The sequence below is a fragment of the Streptomyces sp. NPDC050988 genome (genome assembly GCF_044456225.1).
Taxonomy (GTDB): domain Bacteria; phylum Actinomycetota; class Actinomycetes; order Streptomycetales; family Streptomycetaceae; genus Streptomyces.
In genome coordinates this window covers 21,795-40,225 of sequence record NZ_JBITFQ010000040.1, presented here as the reverse complement: position 1 = coordinate 40,225, position 18,431 = coordinate 21,795, and the positions used below count along the sequence as shown (strand labels likewise).

At 71.3% G+C, this 18,431-nt stretch carries 20 protein-coding genes; 8 read left to right on the top strand and 12 right to left on the bottom strand.

The genetic code is table 11. From position 1 onward, the window contains the following. Positions 1–297: 297 nt before the first annotated feature. Positions 298–1,491, top strand: a complete 1,194-nt coding sequence (locus ACIBEI_RS44690; RefSeq protein WP_398896818.1) for an MFS transporter — start codon at positions 298–300, stop codon at positions 1,489–1,491. A gap of 54 nt (positions 1,492–1,545) precedes the next feature. Here ACIBEI_RS44690 and ACIBEI_RS44685 read toward each other — a convergent pair whose 3' ends face one another. The 3 genes from ACIBEI_RS44685 to ACIBEI_RS44675 form a co-directional block, all read right to left on the bottom strand. After that, positions 1,546–2,226: a uridine kinase gene (locus ACIBEI_RS44685; protein ID WP_398896816.1), complete on the bottom strand. Its 681-nt coding sequence runs from the start codon at positions 2,224–2,226 to the stop codon at positions 1,546–1,548. Between the two features lie 67 nt (positions 2,227–2,293). After that, on the bottom strand, positions 2,294–3,091 hold the full coding sequence (locus tag ACIBEI_RS44680; protein WP_398896815.1) for a DUF899 domain-containing protein: 798 nt from the start codon (positions 3,089–3,091) through the stop codon (positions 2,294–2,296). 82 nt (positions 3,092–3,173) lie between these two features. Then, the gene (locus tag ACIBEI_RS44675; RefSeq protein WP_398896814.1) at positions 3,174–3,839 is read right to left on the bottom strand and encodes a nitroreductase; all 666 of its coding nucleotides are present in this window, start codon (positions 3,837–3,839) and stop codon (positions 3,174–3,176) included. Between the two features lie 179 nt (positions 3,840–4,018). On the opposite strand from ACIBEI_RS44675, the gene ACIBEI_RS44670 reads away from it, so the two are divergent. Continuing rightward, on the top strand, positions 4,019–4,669 hold the full coding sequence (locus ACIBEI_RS44670) for an FMN-dependent NADH-azoreductase (RefSeq protein ID WP_398896813.1): 651 nt from the start codon (positions 4,019–4,021) through the stop codon (positions 4,667–4,669). Positions 4,670–4,692: 23 nt separating this feature from the next. Here the strand turns inward: ACIBEI_RS44670 and ACIBEI_RS44665 are convergent, their stop codons facing one another. Continuing rightward, complete coding sequence (locus ACIBEI_RS44665; protein ID WP_398896812.1) at positions 4,693–5,217, bottom strand: MarR family winged helix-turn-helix transcriptional regulator; 525 nt, start codon at positions 5,215–5,217, stop codon at positions 4,693–4,695. A gap of 58 nt (positions 5,218–5,275) precedes the next feature. Then, positions 5,276–6,163 carry an alpha/beta fold hydrolase gene (locus ACIBEI_RS44660; protein ID WP_398896810.1) on the bottom strand — a complete coding sequence of 296 codons (888 nt, stop codon included), beginning with the start codon at positions 6,161–6,163 and terminating at the stop codon, positions 5,276–5,278. Positions 6,164–6,468: 305 nt separating this feature from the next. Here ACIBEI_RS44660 and ACIBEI_RS44655 point away from each other — a divergent pair, with 305 nt between their 5' ends. Then, positions 6,469–7,977, top strand: a complete 1,509-nt coding sequence (locus tag ACIBEI_RS44655; RefSeq protein WP_398896809.1) for a subtype B tannase — start codon at positions 6,469–6,471, stop codon at positions 7,975–7,977. 54 nt (positions 7,978–8,031) lie between these two features. Here the strand turns inward: ACIBEI_RS44655 and ACIBEI_RS44650 are convergent, their stop codons facing one another. The 4 genes from ACIBEI_RS44650 to ACIBEI_RS44635 all read right to left on the bottom strand — a co-directional run bounded on the left by ACIBEI_RS44650 (position 8,032) and on the right by ACIBEI_RS44635 (position 11,896). Beyond that, positions 8,032–8,970 (bottom strand): MerR family transcriptional regulator, encoded by a 939-nt coding sequence (locus ACIBEI_RS44650; protein ID WP_398896807.1) that lies wholly within the window; start codon positions 8,968–8,970, stop codon positions 8,032–8,034. A 115-nt stretch (positions 8,971–9,085) separates the two neighbouring features. After that, entirely contained in the window at positions 9,086–9,673 is a 588-nt protein-coding gene (locus tag ACIBEI_RS44645; protein WP_398896805.1) for a hypothetical protein, read from the bottom strand. Between the two features lie 128 nt (positions 9,674–9,801). Beyond that, positions 9,802–10,800, bottom strand: a complete 999-nt coding sequence (gene murQ / locus ACIBEI_RS44640) for an N-acetylmuramic acid 6-phosphate etherase (protein ID WP_398896804.1) — start codon at positions 10,798–10,800, stop codon at positions 9,802–9,804. A 178-nt stretch (positions 10,801–10,978) separates the two neighbouring features. After that, positions 10,979–11,896 carry a MurR/RpiR family transcriptional regulator gene (locus ACIBEI_RS44635; protein ID WP_398896803.1) on the bottom strand — a complete coding sequence of 306 codons (918 nt, stop codon included), beginning with the start codon at positions 11,894–11,896 and terminating at the stop codon, positions 10,979–10,981. Positions 11,897–12,126: 230 nt separating this feature from the next. Here ACIBEI_RS44635 and ACIBEI_RS44630 point away from each other — a divergent pair, with 230 nt between their 5' ends. After that, positions 12,127–12,540, top strand: a complete 414-nt coding sequence (locus ACIBEI_RS44630; protein ID WP_398896802.1) for a hypothetical protein — start codon at positions 12,127–12,129, stop codon at positions 12,538–12,540. Further along, entirely contained in the window at positions 12,537–12,812 is a 276-nt protein-coding gene (locus ACIBEI_RS44625; protein WP_398896801.1) for a DUF4031 domain-containing protein, read from the top strand. The genes ACIBEI_RS44630 and ACIBEI_RS44625 overlap by 4 nt, the downstream gene beginning before the upstream one ends. A gap of 39 nt (positions 12,813–12,851) precedes the next feature. On the opposite strand, the gene ACIBEI_RS44620 is transcribed toward ACIBEI_RS44625, so the two are convergent. From ACIBEI_RS44620 to ACIBEI_RS44610, 3 genes are all read right to left on the bottom strand, one after another. After that, positions 12,852–13,952 (bottom strand): GNAT family N-acetyltransferase, encoded by a 1,101-nt coding sequence (locus tag ACIBEI_RS44620; protein ID WP_398896800.1) that lies wholly within the window; start codon positions 13,950–13,952, stop codon positions 12,852–12,854. Positions 13,953–13,970: 18 nt separating this feature from the next. Next, positions 13,971–15,230, bottom strand: a complete 1,260-nt coding sequence (locus ACIBEI_RS44615; protein ID WP_398896875.1) for a Cmx/CmrA family chloramphenicol efflux MFS transporter — start codon at positions 15,228–15,230, stop codon at positions 13,971–13,973. A gap of 108 nt (positions 15,231–15,338) precedes the next feature. Beyond that, positions 15,339–16,028, bottom strand: a complete 690-nt coding sequence (locus ACIBEI_RS44610; protein WP_398896798.1) for a hypothetical protein — start codon at positions 16,026–16,028, stop codon at positions 15,339–15,341. Between the two features lie 146 nt (positions 16,029–16,174). On the opposite strand from ACIBEI_RS44610, the gene ACIBEI_RS44605 reads away from it, so the two are divergent. From ACIBEI_RS44605 to ACIBEI_RS44595, 3 genes are all read left to right on the top strand, one after another. Continuing rightward, a complete protein-coding gene (locus tag ACIBEI_RS44605; protein WP_398896797.1) occupies positions 16,175–16,846 on the top strand; it encodes a maleylpyruvate isomerase family mycothiol-dependent enzyme in 672 nt (223 codons plus the stop codon). Between the two features lie 71 nt (positions 16,847–16,917). After that, positions 16,918–17,610, top strand: a complete 693-nt coding sequence (locus ACIBEI_RS44600) for a copper homeostasis protein CutC (protein WP_398896796.1) — start codon at positions 16,918–16,920, stop codon at positions 17,608–17,610. 112 nt (positions 17,611–17,722) lie between these two features. Then, positions 17,723–18,415 (top strand): Clp protease N-terminal domain-containing protein, encoded by a 693-nt coding sequence (locus ACIBEI_RS44595; RefSeq protein WP_398896795.1) that lies wholly within the window; start codon positions 17,723–17,725, stop codon positions 18,413–18,415. Positions 18,416–18,431: the final 16 nt, after the last annotated feature.

Sequence of the window (18,431 nt, the reverse complement as noted above, 5' to 3'; positions counted from 1 at the left end):
AAGAGGTGGTGTTCCATCCCTGCACGATTCGGCGTGTGGAAACACAGAAGCGCCGCTCACACCTCGGGAGTATGGTCAGTGGCTGGAGGTTCGGGCATGGGTGGAGATGGGGGACCCGGGCAACACCGCACGCGTTGACGTGGTTTCGACTGTGACCTGTTGTCGCGTGCTGCTCGGTTCTGCGGCACGACGCGGCGACGTCCCTGGGGATGTCGCCTGATTCCCGTTTCCCTCGGCTCATCAGCCCGCACCGGGCGTGGGGTGAGTCGTGCCTGCGGCCCGAAGGGCTACTTCTCCATGCCTCTTGTTGTTCTTGCCTGCCTGGCCTATGTGAGCATGGCGCTGCCCGACAGCGTGCTCGGCATCGCCTGGCCCTCCATGAGTGCCGACTTCCACCAGCCCCTGGGGGCTCTGGGGCTGCTCCTGCCGTTCGGTATCGGCGCCGCGGTGCTGTCGAGCGCCATGACCGGGCGCATTCTCACCCGCATGCACATCGGCCAGATGTTGTCCGCAAGCACGGTCCTGTCCGTGGTCGCTCTGCTCGGCTACAGTCTCGCGCCCTCCTTTTGGTCGGTGGTGGCGGCGACCGTCGTCCTGGGGCTGGCATCGGGCGCGGTCGACTCCGGTCTCAATGCCTACGCGGCACGCCGGTTCGGAGCCCGTCACATCACCTGGATGCACGCCTGCTACGGGTTGGGCGCCACCCTGGGGCCAGTAGCAGTCGCCGGCGCTCTGAGTTTCAGCCCGCAGTGGCGATGGGCCTACGTCGTGATCGCCTCGGTGCAACTGCTGCTCGCCTGCGCGTTCCTGCGAACCGGGCGCCTCTGGGCCGACCGCCCGAACGAACCTGGAGCGACAGAGGCCCGTACGTGCGCGACAGCCCCGACGCGCGGCTGCGGCCGACCGGCCGGGTCACGCCGGTATGTCGTCGCGTTGAGCGCGGCAGTGTTCGCCTTCCACATCGGTATCGAGGCGGGCATCGGACTGTGGGCGTACGTCTTCCTCACCACGGGTCGCGGACTCTCGCCCGCGACCGCTGGGATGGTGGTGTCGGGCTTCTGGGCCGCCATGTTCCTGGGTCGCCTCGTCCTCGGTCCAGTTGCCGAACGCGCCGGTGCTGCACGCGTTCTCGCCTGTTCCGTCGCGGGAATCGTTGGCGGCGCCGCCATGACGGCTCTGCCCGGCCCGGCGGTCCTTGCCCTCGCCGGTCTGCTGGTCCTTGGACTCACGGCAGCACCAGTCTTCCCTCTGCTGACCCTCACCACGGCTGAACGTGTCGGGCAGGACAGAGCGGACAGGACCATCGGCTTTCAGGTCGCCGCATCCCAGATCGGTGCTGCTGTTCTTCCTGCCGGATTGGGCCTGCTTATTCAGCACGTCGGCGCGACCGCTTTGGGACCAGCTCTACTCACCCTCGCCCTCTGCATGGCAACCGGCTACGGCCTGCTCGTACGCCTGACCGCCTCTGCGGGTAAACCGATCGCCCTGTAGCTCTGATCCGGCCGGACTGCTGCATTGCCAGTCCGTCCGGCTGCCGAGGCTGATTCACCACAGGTCCGGGGAGGGGAACTCCGGTCCGCTGCCGGTCGGCGGGGCGACGACCAACTCCGTGTCCGGGTCGTGGGCGATCCACGGAGGGCCGGCGACGATCAGGGTGGCCCGGGCCCACGGCTGTTCCCGCAGCATGAACGGCAGTTCCTCCAGGAGCCAGTCGGCCACGTGTTCCCGCTGTTCGGGGGAGTCGCCGTCGCGGGCGGACAGCAACCGCTCCTGCTCGTCGAGGTCACCCTGCAGCCACACCGAGGCGTCCAGCCACGGGGCCAGCTCCTCGCGGATGATGCCGGTGCCCTCGACCCAGATGACGTCCGCACCGGCGGGGACGGTGATCGATCCGGGCCGGTCGTGGGTGATCCAGGCGTCCGGGCGGAAGTCCACCGGCTCACCCCGGTGCAGGCGGCGCAGGATGTGCTCGGCGAGCACCGCGCCCCAGTCGAAGCAGGCGTGGTTCCAGGCGACGTCGTCGGTGTGCACGACGGCGGAGTCGGGCACCGCCTCGCGCAGCCGCTCGGCCAGGGTCGTCTTGCCGGCACCGCCCCGGCCGTCGATCGCGATCACCCGCGGACGTCCGGTGACGTCGGGTGATGCCGCGCGCAGCTGCCGGACGGCGTCCAGCACGGGCACCACCCGCCAGTCGGCGGCCTCGGTCTCGCCCGGATGCAGCCGCATCGACACCCCGCCTCACACGTCCCGCCTCAGACGTCCGTCTCACACGCCCTGTCTCACACGTCCCGTCTCAGACGTCGTACTCGTCCGGGATACGCATCCCGGGGCCGCCGACCTCCATGCCGCGCGGGCTCGCGCGGTCCTTCGGCTCCTCCCAGGCCTCCTGGCGGCCGAGGGCGGTGAGGTCGAGATAGGGGTAGCCGTTGTGGAACTCCTCGATGCCACGGCCGAAGGTCGAGTAGGTGTGGAACACCTCGTCGCCCACCCGCAGGAACGCGCTGATGCCCGGCCAGTCGCCGCGCAGGTTCTCCGACCAGGGCATTCCGGCCTCGGCCAGCTCGGCCTCGGTGTAGTGGAAGACTTGGACCGGGGCGACGCGGTCGTCGACCGTCGCGTGGAAGTCGTAGTTGAAGTCGCCGCCGGCCGAGGAGTACCAGGGGAACGTCCAGCCCATCCGCTCGCGGTAGGCGGCGAGCTTCGCGTAGGGCGCGCGGCTCACCGCGGCCAACGTCGTGTCGCGGGCGTGCAGTTGGCGTAGTCCGGCGATGCCGTCGGCGGCGGAGGAACAGCTGGGGCAACCGGTGTCGCGGGGATGCTCGGTGCCGTCGGCGTCGATGTCGTACATCCACATGAAGTGGTGCATGACCAGCTGGGGCCGCCCCTCGAACAGGTCGAGCAGGGACACGGTCCCGTCCGGGCCCTCGAAGGCGTACGGCTTGTCGACGCGGACCATCGGCAGGCGCCGCCGCTCGGCGTTCACCCGGTCGCGTGCCCGCGTGAGCTCCTTCTCCTTCGCCAGCAGTTCCTTGCGGGCCGCGAGCCACTCCTCGCGTGACACCACCTCGGGCAGGTTCCCCATCGTCGCCATCGCGGGCCGCCTCCCAGCTGCTCTCGCTGCCGCTATCCGCTACTTGCCGCTTGCCGCTTTCTGCTTTCTGCTTTCGTCGGACTCAAGCCTCGACGAACACGACCGTCTCGTCGAGCGGAGCCCGGCCCGTACGGGTGTATCCCACCGTGGCGTCCTCGAACCCGATCGACATGCCGCAGAAGAGGATCAGCTCCTCCGGGGGTGACAGGACCTCCGCGACCGTCCGGTGGTATTTCGCCCACGCCATCTGCGTACAGCTGTGCAGCCCTTCGGCGCGGAGCAGCAGCATCACGGTCTGCAGATACATGCCGACGTCGGACCACTGGGCCGGGCCCAGGTCGCGGTCGATGTAGCAGAACAGGGCGGCGGGCGCGCCGAAGCACTCCCAGTTCGCGGCGGCGGCCCGCTGGCGCGCCTCCAGGTCCTCGCGCGGAATGCCGAGCGCGCCGTAGCGCTGCTCGCCGAAGGCGGAACGGCGTTCCCGGTACGGGGACTTGAGCGCGGGCGGGTACATCTCGTACTCCGGCTCGTCCCAGGGGTCGCCCGCGGCGAGGCGCTCACCTGCTCGCTTCTTGAGCCCGGCCAGCGGCCCGCCGGTCACCACGTAGGCGTGCCACGGCTGGAGGTTCGACGCGGACGGTGCTCTGGCCGCCGTGGACAGTACGCGCTCCAGTACCTCCCGGGGGACATGCCGGTCGGTGAATCCGCGTACCGCCCGACGGCTCGTCGCCGCCTCGTAGACGTCCAAGGCCGTCTACCTCCCGTCCGATCGCTGGTGCTCGGCGCTGCTCGCCGCTGCTCGACGTCACTTCTTCGTCTCGTCCACGACGGTATCATTCGATACCTTCTCGTGTTTAACTGTCGTCGAGTACGAATCCTCTGCCCCGGCCCCCCCCCGCCCGGGCCCCGCATCCTTGGAGAAAGCGCATGACCACGCTGCTGCACATCGACTCGTCCGTGCTCCCCGGCGAGGCGTCCTCGTCCCGTTCGGTCGCGGACGCCTTCCGCAAGGCCTGGGAGGAGCAGCACCCGGAGGGCAGGGTGATCCACCGCGACCTCGCCGCCGACCCGGTTCCGCACATCACGGCCGCCGCCTGGTCCGCCGGTTTCACGGACCCGGCCGAGCGCACGCCGGAACAGGCCGCCGCGTTCGGCGAGCGCGTGCGGCTCATGGAGGAGCTGGAGCGGGCGGACGCCGTGCTGATCGGCGCGCCCATGTACAACTTCTCGATCCCGTCGACCCTCAAGGCGTGGGTGGACAACGTGCTCCTGCTCGGCCGTACGGCGGGCGAGGCGCCGTCCGCGAAGGGCACCCCGGTCGTCGTCGTGGCCAGCCGCGGCGGCTCGTACGCGCCGGGCACCCCGCGCGAGGGCTTCGAGTTCGTGCAGAACTATCTGGAGGCCGTCCTCAGGGACACCCTCGGCATGGATCTCGAATTCATCGTCCCGGAGCTGACGATGGCTCCCCGCAACCCGGCCATGTCCGAGCTGGTTCCCCTCTACGAGGTCTCCCGCGAGCGCGCCTTCAGGGACGCGACCGCCAAGGCCAAGGCACTCGCGGAGCGCCTCGCCGCGTAGTCCGCCCCTGGGGCGTGGCGCGCCTACGCCTCGCCGTCCGCCGCGGGGTACGCGAACCGGGTCAGCAGGTCGGTCAGTTGCTCGCGCTCGCCGGGCTTCAGGTCTGCGACCAGGCTCTCGGCCGGCGCCGCCGCCCCCGCATGGGCCGCGTCGAAGAGCTCGACGCCCTGAGGCGTGATCTCCACCGCCCGTACCCGCCGGTCCCCCGGAACGGACTTGCGTACGGCGAGACCCTTGCGCTCCAGGTCGTCCACGACGCGCATGATGCCCGCCTTGTCCGTCCCCGTCGCCGCCGCCAGGTCCCGCTGCACGGTGGGCCCGCGGTCGACGAGCACGATCAGCACCGCGAAGTGCCGCAGCTCGATGCCGAGCGGCCGGAGCGCCTCCGACATCACCGCGGCCGCCCGCCAGTGCGCCTGCCGCAGCAGCAGCCCGAGAGCGAAGGGCGAGGTGTCGCCGGGGCGATCGGTCGCACGCGAGGCGGTGGGGGTGGTGGGGGCGACGGTGGTGGCGGCGGTCGTGGCGGGGCGAGGGGCGTCGGCGGTCATGAGGGCAGGTTACCGCTGTTGCTTCAATCGATACGGTATCGATTGAAACGATATGTGGTCACGTCGGCTGCGGCCCTGACGTAGCGGTGGCCGAGAGGATCGCTGTGGCGAGTGCCGGGAGGAGTCCGGCCGGGAGGGCGTGGCCCATGCCGGGGATCTCGGTGAGGCGGGCGCCTCGGATCGCCTGGGCGATGTGCTGTGCATGCGGTGGTGGGAACACGGGTTCGGCCGGGGCGAGGATGACCTGTACGGGCACCTCGGTCGTCGCGAGCGCCTCCGTGCGCAGCATGCCGGAGTCGTCGGCGAGGGCGTGTGCGGGCGAGGTGGCGGGGCTGCCGGCGTGCTCGATGATGCGCTCTTCCAGATCGCGGAAGTACGCGGCGTCGAAGGGGAGTTGACCGCAGGCCAGCACCCGCCAGTGTGCGACGCGCCAGTCCAGCTCGGCCTCCCGGTCGCGCTCCTCGGCGAGGTGGGACCAGATCTTCAATACCTCGGGGGAGACGCCGGGCAGTTCCTCCACCGGGACGCGTGTCCCGTCGGGGCAGATGTACGGCGCGGTGCTGAGTGCCGACGTCCCGATGAGTGTGGCGCTCAGTACGCGGTCGGGGTGGTCGGCGACGAGCAGCTGGGTCAGCATGCCGCCGAGAGACATCCCCACGACGTGGGCCCGCTCCACGCCGAGACCGTCCAGGATCGCCACTGCGTCCTCGGCCAAGTCGGTGATGCGATAGGGGCGTTGCTCGTACGCCCAGGTGGAGCGTCCCGTGTCCCGGTGGTCGTACCGGATCACCCGGTGGTCGACGGCGAGGGTGTCCATCAGTGGTTCGGGCCAGCCGAGGCCGGAGGCGCCCGCGCCCATGATCAGGAGAAGGGGTGGGGCGTCGACGCTGCCGCGCTGTTGGGTCCAGAGGCGGACGTCCGGGGCGACGGAGAGAAGCTGTTCCATGAGACGTAACGATACGTCTCGTCTCGCTTATCGGCAATCATCCGCCCGTGCTCCGCCGCGAGAATGCGCCAAAATTGCTGACAATTTTGTGGGCGATTCGTTCGGTATGGCGGCGGGCCAGGCAGGACGTGGTGTTGGGAGGCGGTGGCCGGTTCCCTGTGCTGCGGCCGGAGGGGCACAGGAAGTCTTAAGGAATGGTTGGTGCACTGGAGTCTCCGTCGGCGCCGAACCGGGCGTTGGCAAACGGTTGTTGACCGTATGGGCCGTGCAGACAGGAGACGGAAGTGCAGCGTAGAGCAGTAGTCATGGGACTCACGGCGGCCGCGGCGGTACCGGCGGTCGGCTTCGCCTCCGGGGCACGGGCCGCGCAGGCCGAGCAGGTCACGCAGGCCACTCGGTCCGGGAGCGGGACCTCCGCCGCGGCCTCGGCGGCTGCGGGGCGCTCCTCCCTGGTCTTCGACCCCGACGCCTACACCGAGTCGACCCTCACCATCAAGGACACCGACGGCGTCGCCCACGAGGTCGTCTACCGCTTCCACAAGGTCGCCTCGTACGTGGCGAAGCCGGTCGACGTGGCGTACCAGTCCCTGAACGTCAGCGTCCCGGTGCGGATCGACGGCACGGCCGTCGACGCCACCGACGCGCCGATCCTCCTCGCCAACGCCATCGGCGGTTACATGCCGTCGTCCGTGGCGAAGAACACCGGGATCGTCGCGTCCGGGATGGGCGGCGGGACCAGCCGCCAGGCGCTCGCGCTCGCCGCCGGGTACGTCGTCGTGGAGCCGGGCGCCCGCGGCCGGAGCCTGGTCGACGCCGACGGCACGTACTACGGGACGGCACCGGCCGCCATCGTGGACCTGAAGGCCGCCGTGCGGTACCTGAAGTCCAACAAGGGCCGGGTCCCGGGCAACGTGCACCGGATCGTCTCCTCCGGCGTCAGCGCGGGCGGGGCCCTGTCCTCGCTGCTCGGCGCGTCCGGCGACAGCCCGCTCTACGACCCGTACCTGGAGGCGATCGGCGCGGCCGACGCGAGCGACGCGATCTTCGCCGTCGGCGCCTGGTGCCCGATCACCGACCTCGAACACTCCGACACGGCGTACGAGTGGTGCTGGGGCGACAACCCGCTGGGCAGCGGCGCCCAGGTCGACCAGACCATTTCCCGGGAACTGAAGGCCGCGTACGGCGACTACCTGGCCTCACTCGGGCTGCGGGCGAAGGGCTTCGGCAGGCTCACCGCGCGCAACCTCGACGAGTACCTGCTGAAGACCCATCTGGAGCCGTCGGCCACCAGTTACCTCGCCGCCCTGCCGGACGCGGACCGTGCCGCCTACCTGGCCGCGAACACCTTCATCACCTGGTCCGGCGGCCGGGCGACCTTCTCCTGGCCCGACTTCCTCGCCCACGTGGGCGCCCGGAAGAAGAACGCGCCCTCGTTCGACGGCTTCGACCTGGCCACCCCCGAGAACAACCTGTTCGGTACGGGGACCACGAAGGCGCGCCACTTCACGCTCTACAGCCTGCGCCACGAGAACGGCGACAGTGCCCGTCTCGACGCCGACATCCCCGCGAAGCTCGACCTGATGAACCCGATGCACCACCTCGTCGAGGACCCCAACCGGAACCGGTCGAAGCACTGGTGGATACGCCTCGGCACCAAGGACAGCGACACCTCGCTCTCCGTCGCGGGCAACCTCTCCGCCCGCCTGACGACCCTGGGCGACGACGTCGACACCGCCTACTACTGGGATGCCGGACATGGCGCCGACCAGGACCCGGGCGCTTTCATCAAGTGGATCGCCGAGGTGTCGGGCTAGCCGAGGTGTCGGGCTGGCCGGGATGTCGAGCCAGGCCGTGTTTCAGGTAACGGGTCAGTCCTGGGCGGACAGTTCTTCGGCCAGTTCCATGCAGCGCAGGCGGGCTGGGGAGAAGTCGTAGGGCATCTTGCCGATGGCTTCGAACGCGCTCATGGAGTCGGCGCTCATGGAGTAGGTGCTCATGGAGTCGGCCTCCCGCCTGCCGGAGCTGAGGTCGGCCTTGTCCTCGCCGGCCTGGCCGTCCTCGCCGTCCTCGGGGTGCAGAGCGTCCCAGGCGTCGAAGAGGTCATCGTCGCCCTTGCCCAGGCCGGACTCCTCGATGAAGGCATGCAGGGCGCTTTCGAAGGCGTGCCGCTCGACGGCCACTTGAGCCACCCGTGGATCATCGACGGCGACGCTGTCATCGAGTGCCTCCTCGGCGTCATCGATGCGGTCGGACTCCTCCCGCAGAGCGGGATGCGTGGCCAGGGCGACGAAACGGGTGGCCTGGACGGCCGCGCCGAGCGGGCCGAAGATCCGCTCGGTGACCAGCAGACTGTCCAGGTCCGCCTGACGCAGGGAGCCCTCGGGCAGGCTCTTGAGGCGCTCGGTGACGAAGTCGGAGAGCAGGCCCATCCGGCTGCCTTCGGTACGCATCCGCTGCACGGCGGTCCGTTGCCGACGCAGTTTCGCCTCCTGCTCGGCGAGGGTCTGCTCCAGCCGCTCCAGGATGCCCGCGATACCTTCTCCGCTGTCCGCACCTGCCGAAGCCGTGCCGGTGGTGAAGGCGTCACGGATGTCGTCCAGGGCGATCCCGGCGTCGGCCATCCTGCGAATCCACAGCAGGCGGATCATGTCCTCGTACTCGTAGCGGCGGCGGTCGTCGCCGCCCCGCTCAGGCTCGGGGAGCAGGCCGATCTCGTGGTAGTGGCGAATCGCCCGTGGCGTGCTGCCGACGAAGGCCGCCGCGTCACCGATCTTGACCCGGCGGGGTGGCACGAACGACGAGTGCATGAGCAGGGGCCTTTCCTCAAGGGGCCGGAACGCAGGTCCACCGGACCACATGCCGCTACGGAAGGTGCAACCCCAGACACCTGAACACGGCCTGGCCGAGGAATGAGGAGTCCGGCTAGAGGTTGCCCATCGGCTCGATGTCGATCTTCACCGGGGTGCCCCAGATCCGTAGCACCTCGTAGTCGGTGAACTCGTGCACCAGTCGGTAGGCCATGCTCGGGCGGGGGCCGCGGCGCTGGGCGGCGAGATACAGCTCCGCCTCCTGTTTGTCGCGGCGGGGGGTGCCGCAGAGCTGCCAGGTCTGGCCGGTCCACAGCTCGGGGAGCCAGCGCTGCTGGGGCTGGGGCCGGTCGCCCCGGACTCCGTAACGCGACTTCGTGCGCTCCCCGATCTCGTCCGGGGCGGTCGGACGGCCCTGCGGGAACGAGTCGTTGACCTTCGAACGGCGGGCGAGGCGGCGCCGGGTCTCGCAGAGCAGGCACAGGTCCGGGGCGTCCTGGTCGACCGGGCCCGTGGGGTGCTCCGGGCAGCGCGTGGTCGGGGCCGCCGTCGTGACGGTCTCCTCCAGCAGGTCCAGGGCCCGCTTGAGGTCGGCCTTCACCTCGTGCAGTTTCGCGTCCTGCGTGTCGGAGGACAGGGCGTCCCCGTGCTCGCCTAGTACGCGCAGGGCGCGGCCCAGAGCGGTCAGTTGCGCGTGGTTCACGGTTTGGCGTCCCTTCCTTTTGGCTCCTCCACCCTCGCATGTCCCACTGACAGTCCGGGGTTCGGATGAGGTCGGTGGGTTCTTCGGGTGCGGGTGCGTGGGGGCTGGTCGCGCAGTTCTCCGCGCCCCTAACGAGGCGCTGCTGCCAGGGCCGCCCTCAGGTGGCCGTCGCTCTCCTCCAGGAGGTGGGCCGCCGTGGGGCCGTCCACGTTGCCCAGGATGGTGAGGATGGCGTTCTTGACCTCGCCGTCCGTTGCCGCGAGGGCCGTCTCGATCTCCTCGTCGGAGGCGCCGGTGGCGAGCGAGACGATACGGCGGGAGCGGGCGCGCAGCTTCTCGTTCGAGGCGCGTACGTCGACCATCAGGTTCCCGTACGTCTTGCCCAGGCGGATCATCGTGATCGTCGACAGCATGTTGAGGACGAGCTTCTGTGCGGTACCGGCCTTGAGGCGGGTGGAGCCGGTCAGCAGCTCGGGGCCCACGACCACCTCGATGCCGTGGTCGGCCGCCGCCGCGAGGGCGCTGTCCGCGTTGCAGGACAGACCGACCGTGAGGGCACCGAGCGCCCGGGCGTGCTCCACGGCACCGATCGCGTACGGGGTACGGCCCGAGGCGGAGACGCCCACGACCACGTCGTCCGCCGTGAGGCCCAGGGCGGAGAGGTCCTCTACGGCCAGCTCCGCCGAGTCCTCCGCGCCCTCGATCGACGTCGTCATCGCCGCCGGGCCACCCGCGACCAGGCCGACGACCTCGGAGGGGTCGGTGTTGAAGGTGGGCGGGCACTCGGACGCGTCCAGCACGCCGAGCCGGCCGGCGGTTCCGGCACCCGCGTAGACGAGCCGCCCGCCCCGCCCCATCCGCTCCGCGATGGCGTCGATCGCCGCCGCGATACTCGGCAGCTGCGCGGCGACCGCGCCCGGCACGGTCGCGTCCTCCCCGTTCATGAGCTTCGCGATGTCGAGCGTGGGCAGCTGATCGATCTCCGACAACTCGGGCCGGAAGGCCTCAGTGGTCAGGCTCTCCAACTCGGCCCGCACGTCGCGGTGGTCGGAGGGTGAGGGGTGCGAGGAGGGTGAGGAGGGTGAGGAGTGAGAGGGGGCGTCGGTGGCATCGGCGCTGGAGGTCATGTGCGACGGCTCTTTCTGGTGCGGGGCGTTCTGGTGCTGGGTTGTCTGGCGCGAGGCCTTCGGCGGCTGGACCTTCCGGTGCCGGGGCGGCCGGCCTTCGTCTTTCAGGGGCGCGGGGAACTGCGCGACCAGCCCCCACGCACCCGCAGTCGAAGGACCCTCCGGCGTCGGTCTGCGGCTATCGCGGACCGCTACGGTGGCGATGGGCCAACGCCTCGTACGACGCCGACAACGCAGGCGCCGCGGTCTCGTACGTCCGCTGCGCGACCCCGATGAACAGGCAGTCCACCACCAGCAGCTGACTCGTCCGCGAGGACATCGCCGCCGGCCGCAACTCGCTCTCCCGAGCCGTGGACGTGGTGAGGATGTGATCCGCGTACTGGGTGACGGGACCGTCCGGACGCCCGGTGATCGCGACCGTCGTGGCCCCGCGCTCGAAGGCGACCCGCAACGGCTCGATGACATCGCCCGTCGATCCGGAGTGCGTGATCGAGATCGCCACGTCCTTGGCGCGCAGCTGCACGGCGTTCGTCACCGCCAGGTGCGGGTCGCTGTGCGCCTGCGCTATGAGTCCGATCCGCAGGAGCTTCTGGGTGAGGTCCTGCGCGACGAGACCGGACGCGCCGACGCCGTACACGTCGATACGGCGGGCGGCCGCGAGGGCGGCGACCGCCGCGCCGAGCTGGACCGTGTCCAGCCCGGCCGCCGTGTCGGCGAGCGTCTGCTGTTCGTCGTACGCGAGCTTGGCGACCACGTCCGCGATCGGGTCGTCGACCGCGATGTCGGCCGTCACGGCGGGGGCGCGGCCCGACTGCTGCTGGGCGGCGAGTCCGGCGAGGGCCAGGCGCAGGTCGCGGTAGCCGGGGTAGCCGAGGAGGCGGGCCGTACGGACGACGGTCGCCTCGCTGGTGCCGGTCAGTTCCGCGAGGCCGGTGACCGTGAGGGCCGCGCAGCCGGCGGGGTCGGCGGCCACGGCCTCCGCCACGCGCTGCATGGAGCGGGTCATCGACGGGGCGAGTGTGCGGACCTTGGCGGCGAGGGCCGCGGGGGCCGGCGGGGTTTCGCCCGCGAAAATTTCCTTCACTTCGTGGGTCACGTATGAAAGATATTTTCGCCACGGGGGAGGGTCAAGGGGGTGCGTCTGCGTGTGCGGGCCGGTGGGGGCTTGTCGCGCAGTTCCCCGCGCCCCTAAAAGATTGCGCAGTTCCCCGCGCCCCTTGCAGGGCGCAGTTCCCCGCGCCCCTTGCAGGGCGCTGTTCCCTGCGGCGCTTACGAGGCACAGGCGGGGCCCGGCGCCGCGCTGCCCGGGTGGCGCACAATGGACGTATGGATTCTCCGCCCTCCCCCCATCCCATCAGCCCCTTGGAGCAGGCGTTGCACGCGGCGCGGGCGCTTGTGCTTGCTGATCTTGCGGCCGGTGAGGTCGCCGACCCGGACGTCGTCTCGTTCGTCGAGGAGTCGGTGGTGCAGCGGCGCTGGTGGGTGGAGCAGTGGCCGGAGGGGGTCGACTACGTGGCGGGGCTCGTCGCCCAGGACGTACAGGATGCACTCCTTGAGCGGCACGGGCGCTGGCCGCTGTGTCCCGTCTGCGGTGCCGGTGACCCCCACGCCCTGGAAGTGGAGCCGGAGTTGGGCGCCGACCCGCACTGGGTGTGCCACAAGGCGGGCGTGAAGGTCTCGGCGGTGGGCGCGCTCAAGGGGGCAGGCGGCGGGACGGGCGGGGGGACGCTCTCCTCGTGACCGTCTACATCGATCCGCCCGACTGGCCGGGGCACGGCCGCATGTGGTCCCACCTCGTCAGCGACGTCTCGTACGACGAACTGCACGACTTCGCCCGTCGGCTGGGCGCCCCCGCCCGGGCCTTCGAGCGTGATCACTACGACATCCCCTCGCACCGGTACGCGGACGCGGTCGCGGCAGGAGCGGTGGAGGTTCGCAGCCGCGAGGTGGTACGGCTGCTGCTCGCTTCGGGGCTGCGCAGGCCCAAGGGGCGTGCCGTTCCTGGGAGTTGACGGCCCCCGGCAGTTCACGGGCGCGACCGCACTCCGCCGTCAGCCCCGCAGCTCGTACGCGTACTGCTCCCCGCCCTCGCTCTCTCCCCGTCCGTCCCCGCCCGCCACGCTCACCCGGGTGAAGCCCGCGCGGGACAGCACGCTCTGGGAAGGGGCGTTGACGCGGTCCACTGTCGCGAACAGGGACGTGACGTCGTCGCGCGAGAGGGCCCAGGCGGACAGGGCGCGCAGGGCCTCGGCCGCGTAGCCGTTGCCGCGGGCGGACTCGGCCAGGTCGTAGCCGACCTCGGCGCGGCCCTCCTCGTCGGGGGAACCGTGGAAGCCCATGCCGCCGACCGCGCGGCCGTCCTCGCGGTGTACCAGGACGAACAGGCCGAACTCCGGGCGGTGCACCCCGGCCTCGTACGCCTTCGTCACCATTCCGGCGGCGTCCCGCGTGCCCTCGAAGGGGCCGTCCTCCGTCCACTCGAAGCCGCCGGTGCCGCCCGCGCGGAGGTCGGCGGCGGCCGCGGGGGTGACGCCCTGGAGGGTGAGGCGGTCGGCGGGGATCACGAGGTTGTTGTTCCAGCGCCAGTCGGTGAGGGGCGCGCGGCCGGGCAGGTCACCGCGGCCCGTGGCCCACAGGAGGGTCCGCCAGGGGTCCGAGTCGGCGGTCGGCCGGACGTGCGGGAAGATCCGCGTCAGTACGTCCTCGCAGAGCGCGGCCGGGGCCTCGTACGGGATGCCCAGACCCTCGGCGATGTCGTGCGTGTGCGCGAGCACCTCGGTGACGCCCATCGCGGCGAAGCCCTCGCGGTTCGCGCTGCGGAAGGGGTACGGGTGGAAGGCGCGGGCCTCGCGCGGCGCGGTGCGGACGGCGGCCGCGAGCAGGGTGCCGGTCGCCTCGATGACCTGGAGCACGTCCTCGGGGCTCTCGCACTCCTCGAAGGTGATGCGGAACGGCACGTAGCGGTCGGTGGGAGTGCCCGCGATCTGCCCCGCGTACGCGATGAGGTCCGACGCGATGTGCTCCGCCGTCCTACGGCAACTCCAGTCCAGGCGGCCCGCCTTGACGCTCCAGTCCCGGTCGGCCACCTTCCGCAGTGTTGCCACCGCGTCCGTGACGGCCTCTTCCACCTGGTCCCCGCCCATAGCCCGCATGCCGGCGAGAATAGGCGATCAGTTCACCGAACGAGACTGATTAATCGGCTCGTTGGGAGCTGTGGCAGCAGTGGTTGTGGCAGTCGTGACTGTGGAGGCCGGGGATCCCGTGGTCACCACCCGTGTGGCCGCCGTACGCCGGTGCAGCCGCAGCGAGACCGCCGTCACCGCGCCCGCCGTGACCGTCAGGGCCGCGCCCGCCCAGGCCGGGGAGGCGAAGCCGAGGCCCGCGTCGATGACGGCGCCGCCGATCCAGGGGCCGCCGGTGTTGCCGAGGTTGAACGCGGCCGTGGTGGTGGCACCGGCCAGGGTCGGGGCCTTGCCCGCGACGTTGAACATCCGGGCGTTCAGGGCCGGGGCCGTGTAGAAGGCGGAGACGCCGAGGAGGAAGGCGAGGGTGACGGCGGCGACGGCGTACTGCCCGAGCAGCGCCAGCGCGACGAGCAGGACGGACGAGGCCGCGATCCCGGTGAGCAGCACCCCGAAGAGGTGCGCGTCCGCGATCCGGCCCCCGATCATCGTGCCGATCAGCGCCCCGACGCCGAACAGCCCGAGCACCACGGGCACCCAGCTGTCGTCGAGCCCGGAGACGTCCGTCAGCAGCGGCGCGAGATAGCTGAACGCGCAGAAGACACCGCCCGCCGCGAACGCGATCAGCGAGATGGAGAGCCACACCTGCCGGTCGCGGTAGATCCGCAGCTCCCGCCTGAGCTGCGGCTTCTCGTCGGGGAGCGGGATACGGGGGATGAGCGTGGCCACTCCGACCAGCGCGACCGCGGAGGCCGCGCCGACCGCCCAGAACGCCGAACGCCAGCCGAGGCTCTCACCCAGGAAGGCGCCCGCCGGGACACCGAGGACGTTCGCGATGGACAGGCCGCCGATCATCACGGCGAGGGCGCGGGCCCGGGCGTTCACCGGGACCATGGCGATGGCCACGGCCGCGCCGACCGCCCAGAACCCGGCGCAGGCGAGCGCGCTCACGACACGGGACGCGAAGAGCACGGCGTAGTTCGGGGCGAGGGCGCCCACGATCTGGCCCACCCCGAAGACCGCGATGAGCGAGATCAGGGTCGTACGGCGGGGCATCCGGAGCGTCGCCACGGCCAGCAGCGGCGCGCCCACTACCATGCCGACGGCGAAGGCGGATATCAGCAGCCCCGCGCGCGGGATCGACACGTTCATGTCGTCCGCGACGGCCGGCAGCAGGCCGGAGAGCATGAACTCGCTGGTGCCCAGTGCGAAGACGGAGAGCCCGAGGACGTAGACGGCCAGGGGCATACGGGTGCGGGTGGTGGTGCGGGTGGGCGTGGCGGAGCCGGCGCTCGTGGGGACGGGCATATCAGGTGCCAACCTCATGGATGGGCCTGTCATTCCATCGGCTGGCGTTCAGCCCGTCAACAGGCCGAGCTCCGACTCCAGGTTCCGGCGTGCCGGACCCTCCCATTCCCTTGTCCCGTACGGGGTGTGGAAGAGGCGCGGCAGGTCCAGGAGCTGCCGCAGGATCGCCGCGCGGCCCTCGCGGAAGGCCTCCGGCGGGACGAAGGCGTACTCCTCGCGGACGGCGGCCGTGTAGGCGGCGTACGAGTCCGGGGACGAGGCGAGGATCGCCAGGTCGGCGTCGCAGAGGACCTGGCCGTTGGGGTCGTCGTCGGCCGGGGCGTGCGTGACGGTGAGGCGGACGAGGCGGGCGACCTCCGCCGTGCCGGCCGCGGAGACACCGGCCTCGGGAAGCGCACGCTCGGCGAGCCGGGCCGACCGCTCCTCGTTCTCGGAACGGTCCGGCAGATAGACCGCGTCATGGAACCACGCGGCCAGCCGCACCAGGTCCACGTCGTCCGCGTACGTCTCGTGCGCCTCCAGCACATCGATGTGGTCCAGGACCGCCGTCAGATGATCGACGGTGTGATACCGCCGCTGCGGCTCCGACCAACGGGAGATGAGGTTGTCGGCGTAGGGGGCGGGGTCCGGGCCGTCGTCCGTCCCGCGGCTCGCCCGGAGGGTACGGACCCAGCGGGCGCGCAGGGCGGCGAGCGGGTCGCCGGTACTGGCGGTGTCGGGGGCGTCGAGGTTTGCCATGGGGCCATTCTCCGCCGGTCCACTGTCCGGATTCCGGGCGACCCTCAGCGCCCTTCAGGGGCGCGGGGAACTGCGCGACCGGCCACAACGGACCCGCAGACGAATATCCGCACCCCCGCGGAGCGCCCAGCGCCTAGCGTGGCTCCATGACTGCCGCAGACACGCACCCCGTACGCGATCCGGAACTCCCCGGCCGCCTTCTGGCCGCAGAACGGGACGTCCTGATCCCACTCCTCCGAGGACGCCCCGAGCACGACTTCGAGGTCAGGACCTGCTGCCCGGGCTGGACCGTACGACACGTCCTCGCACACTGCTCGGCCGCGCTGTCGCGGGTCGTGGAGAGCCGCTACGAGGAGGACGTGTTCAGCCCCGCGGCGAACGACCGGGACATCGCCGAGCGGTCCGGCTGGTCCCTCGCGGAGATCGTCGACGAGCTGGAGCGCGGCATGACCGACGCGGGTCCCGTGATCGCCAAGGCGGGCGGCGCGCTGGACGGGGTCGGACTCGGGGAGTGGGTGCACGCGGGAGACGTACGGGAGGCCTGGGGCGAGCCCGGAGCGTACGCGGGTGCCCAGGTGGGGCCCGCGCTCGACCTGTTGGCGTGGATCACCCGCGACCGGGGGCGGCCCGCCCTGCACGCCGACCTCGACGACATGGACGAGCCGCTGCTGCTCGGCGCGCCCTCCGGCGACCGGCCGCCCGCCCGTTACATCGGCGACGCGGCCACCCTCGTACGGCTGCACGCGGGGCGCCCGCTGACCGGGACGCGGTACGAGCTGGCGGGGGCGACGGAGGCGGAGCTCGATCTCTTCGGCTGAGCCCCGGCGGCGGCGAGCGCGTAGGCTGACTATTGGACTAGACCTGTAGCCGCCCCGAGGGAAGAGGTCCTATGAGTGAGCGTGCAGTCCTGGAGGTGATCGCCCTCGGTGTCGAGGACGCGGTCGCCGCCGAGGCCGGAGGCGCGGATCGGCTGGAGCTGGTCACCGACATGGCCGCCGACGGGCTGACCCCGCCGGTCGAGACCTTCGCGGGGATCAGGGCCGCCGTCGGCATCTCGCTGCGAGTGATGCTGCGCCTGACCGACGGTTTCGAGGCCGGGGACGTACGAGGGCTCGTACGGGCGGCCCGGGAGCTGCGGGCCGCCGGGGCGGACGAGTTCGTGCTCGGGTTCCTGGACGAGACCGGGGAGCCGGACCTGCCCGCGCTGGAGGCGGTACTCGCCGAACTGGACGGCTGCCGCTGGACGTTCCACCGGGCGATCGACCGCGCGGCCGACCGCGACGCGCTGCGCAAGAGCCTCGCCGACCTGCCCGGCCTGGACGCGTACCTCACGGCGGGGTCGGCGGCGGGCGTGGACGAGGGCCTGGCCACGCTGATCGCGGAGGCGGCCCGCAGTGGCGAACAGGGTTACGAGCCGCAGCTTCTGGTCGGTGGCGGCCTCCGCCTCGACCATCTCCCGCGCCTGCGGGCCGCCGGTGTCGACGCCTTCCACATCGGGGGAGCGGCCCGGCCCGGCGGCTGGGACGTGCCGGTCTCGGCGGAGGCCGTACGGGAGTGGCGGACGGCACTGGATGCGGCCTGAGCCTGCTGGCCGCGCGCGGCGGTTCCTGAGCAGAGAGGCGCCTGCGCGCGGTACTTGAGCAAAGAGGCAAGTGTGCCTTGACACCTGCGATTTGGCAAGGTGTGCTTGCCTCATGCCGCTCCCCGATCTGGACGACCTCATCGCGGAGGTCGACCGCACCTGTGACACCGCACACCGGGCCGCCACGAGCCAGGAACAGCCGGACTGGCTGGCGCTGTTGACGACGGCGGCGGGCGTCGCAGGTCAACTGCAGGCGCTCGCCGACGACTTGGTGGAGGACTACGTCGAGCACTGCCGGATGCACGGCCACTCGTGGACGGACGTGGGCGCGGCGCTGGGCGTGACACGGCAGGCGGTCCAGCAGCGTTTCCAGGCCCCGCACAAGCGGTACGGGCCGGAGACGATGACCGACGACCTCCGCCGGGCGATGACCCATGTGAAGCGGGCCGCGGTCCAGCACCGCAACAACTACATCGGTACCGAGCACCTGCTCTGGGGCCTCACCGCCGGGACCAACTCCGCCACCCGGCTTCTCCGGTCGCTCGAAGCGTCACCGGACGACATCCACCGGGCGGTGGGGGCCCGCTTCAGCGTCGGAGCCTCGCAGGCCGCCGAGCGCATCGCCTGGACGCCGTACTCCCGCAGGGCGATCGCGATCGCGGAGGAACGCGCCTGCGCGGAGGACGGCGAGGGGGCGGAGCCCCTGATCGACTGCCATCACCTGCTCCACGGCCTCGCCCGTACCGGCCGGGGAGTGGCCGCGACGGTGCTCGCGGAGGCGGGCCTGGACCTGTCGGCCCTCTGAAGCGGGAAGAAGGAAG

Excerpts from the sequence above, each read along its gene's own strand:
- ACIBEI_RS44690 (WP_398896818.1), top strand. The coding sequence starts at position 298 with ATGCCTCTTGTTGTTCTTGCCTGCCTGGCCTATGTGAGCATGGCGCTG.
- ACIBEI_RS44685 (WP_398896816.1), bottom strand. The coding sequence starts at position 2,226 with ATGCGGCTGCATCCGGGCGAGACCGAGGCCGCCGACTGGCGGGTGGTG.
- ACIBEI_RS44680 (WP_398896815.1), bottom strand. The coding sequence starts at position 3,091 with ATGGCGACGATGGGGAACCTGCCCGAGGTGGTGTCACGCGAGGAGTGG.
- ACIBEI_RS44670 (WP_398896813.1), top strand. The coding sequence starts at position 4,019 with ATGACCACGCTGCTGCACATCGACTCGTCCGTGCTCCCCGGCGAGGCG.
- ACIBEI_RS44665 (WP_398896812.1), bottom strand. The coding sequence starts at position 5,217 with ATGACCGCCGACGCCCCTCGCCCCGCCACGACCGCCGCCACCACCGTC.
- ACIBEI_RS44660 (WP_398896810.1), bottom strand. The coding sequence starts at position 6,163 with ATGGAACAGCTTCTCTCCGTCGCCCCGGACGTCCGCCTCTGGACCCAA.
- ACIBEI_RS44655 (WP_398896809.1), top strand. The coding sequence starts at position 6,469 with ATGGGACTCACGGCGGCCGCGGCGGTACCGGCGGTCGGCTTCGCCTCC.
- ACIBEI_RS44650 (WP_398896807.1), bottom strand. The coding sequence starts at position 8,970 with ATGCACTCGTCGTTCGTGCCACCCCGCCGGGTCAAGATCGGTGACGCG.
- murQ (WP_398896804.1), bottom strand. The coding sequence starts at position 10,800 with ATGACCTCCAGCGCCGATGCCACCGACGCCCCCTCTCACTCCTCACCC.
- ACIBEI_RS44630 (WP_398896802.1), top strand. The coding sequence starts at position 12,127 with ATGGATTCTCCGCCCTCCCCCCATCCCATCAGCCCCTTGGAGCAGGCG.
- ACIBEI_RS44620 (WP_398896800.1), bottom strand. The coding sequence starts at position 13,952 with ATGCGGGCTATGGGCGGGGACCAGGTGGAAGAGGCCGTCACGGACGCG.
- ACIBEI_RS44615 (WP_398896875.1), bottom strand. The coding sequence starts at position 15,230 with ATGCCCCTGGCCGTCTACGTCCTCGGGCTCTCCGTCTTCGCACTGGGC.
- ACIBEI_RS44610 (WP_398896798.1), bottom strand. The coding sequence starts at position 16,028 with ATGGCAAACCTCGACGCCCCCGACACCGCCAGTACCGGCGACCCGCTC.
- ACIBEI_RS44605 (WP_398896797.1), top strand. The coding sequence starts at position 16,175 with ATGACTGCCGCAGACACGCACCCCGTACGCGATCCGGAACTCCCCGGC.
- ACIBEI_RS44600 (WP_398896796.1), top strand. The coding sequence starts at position 16,918 with ATGAGTGAGCGTGCAGTCCTGGAGGTGATCGCCCTCGGTGTCGAGGAC.
- ACIBEI_RS44595 (WP_398896795.1), top strand. The coding sequence starts at position 17,723 with ATGCCGCTCCCCGATCTGGACGACCTCATCGCGGAGGTCGACCGCACC.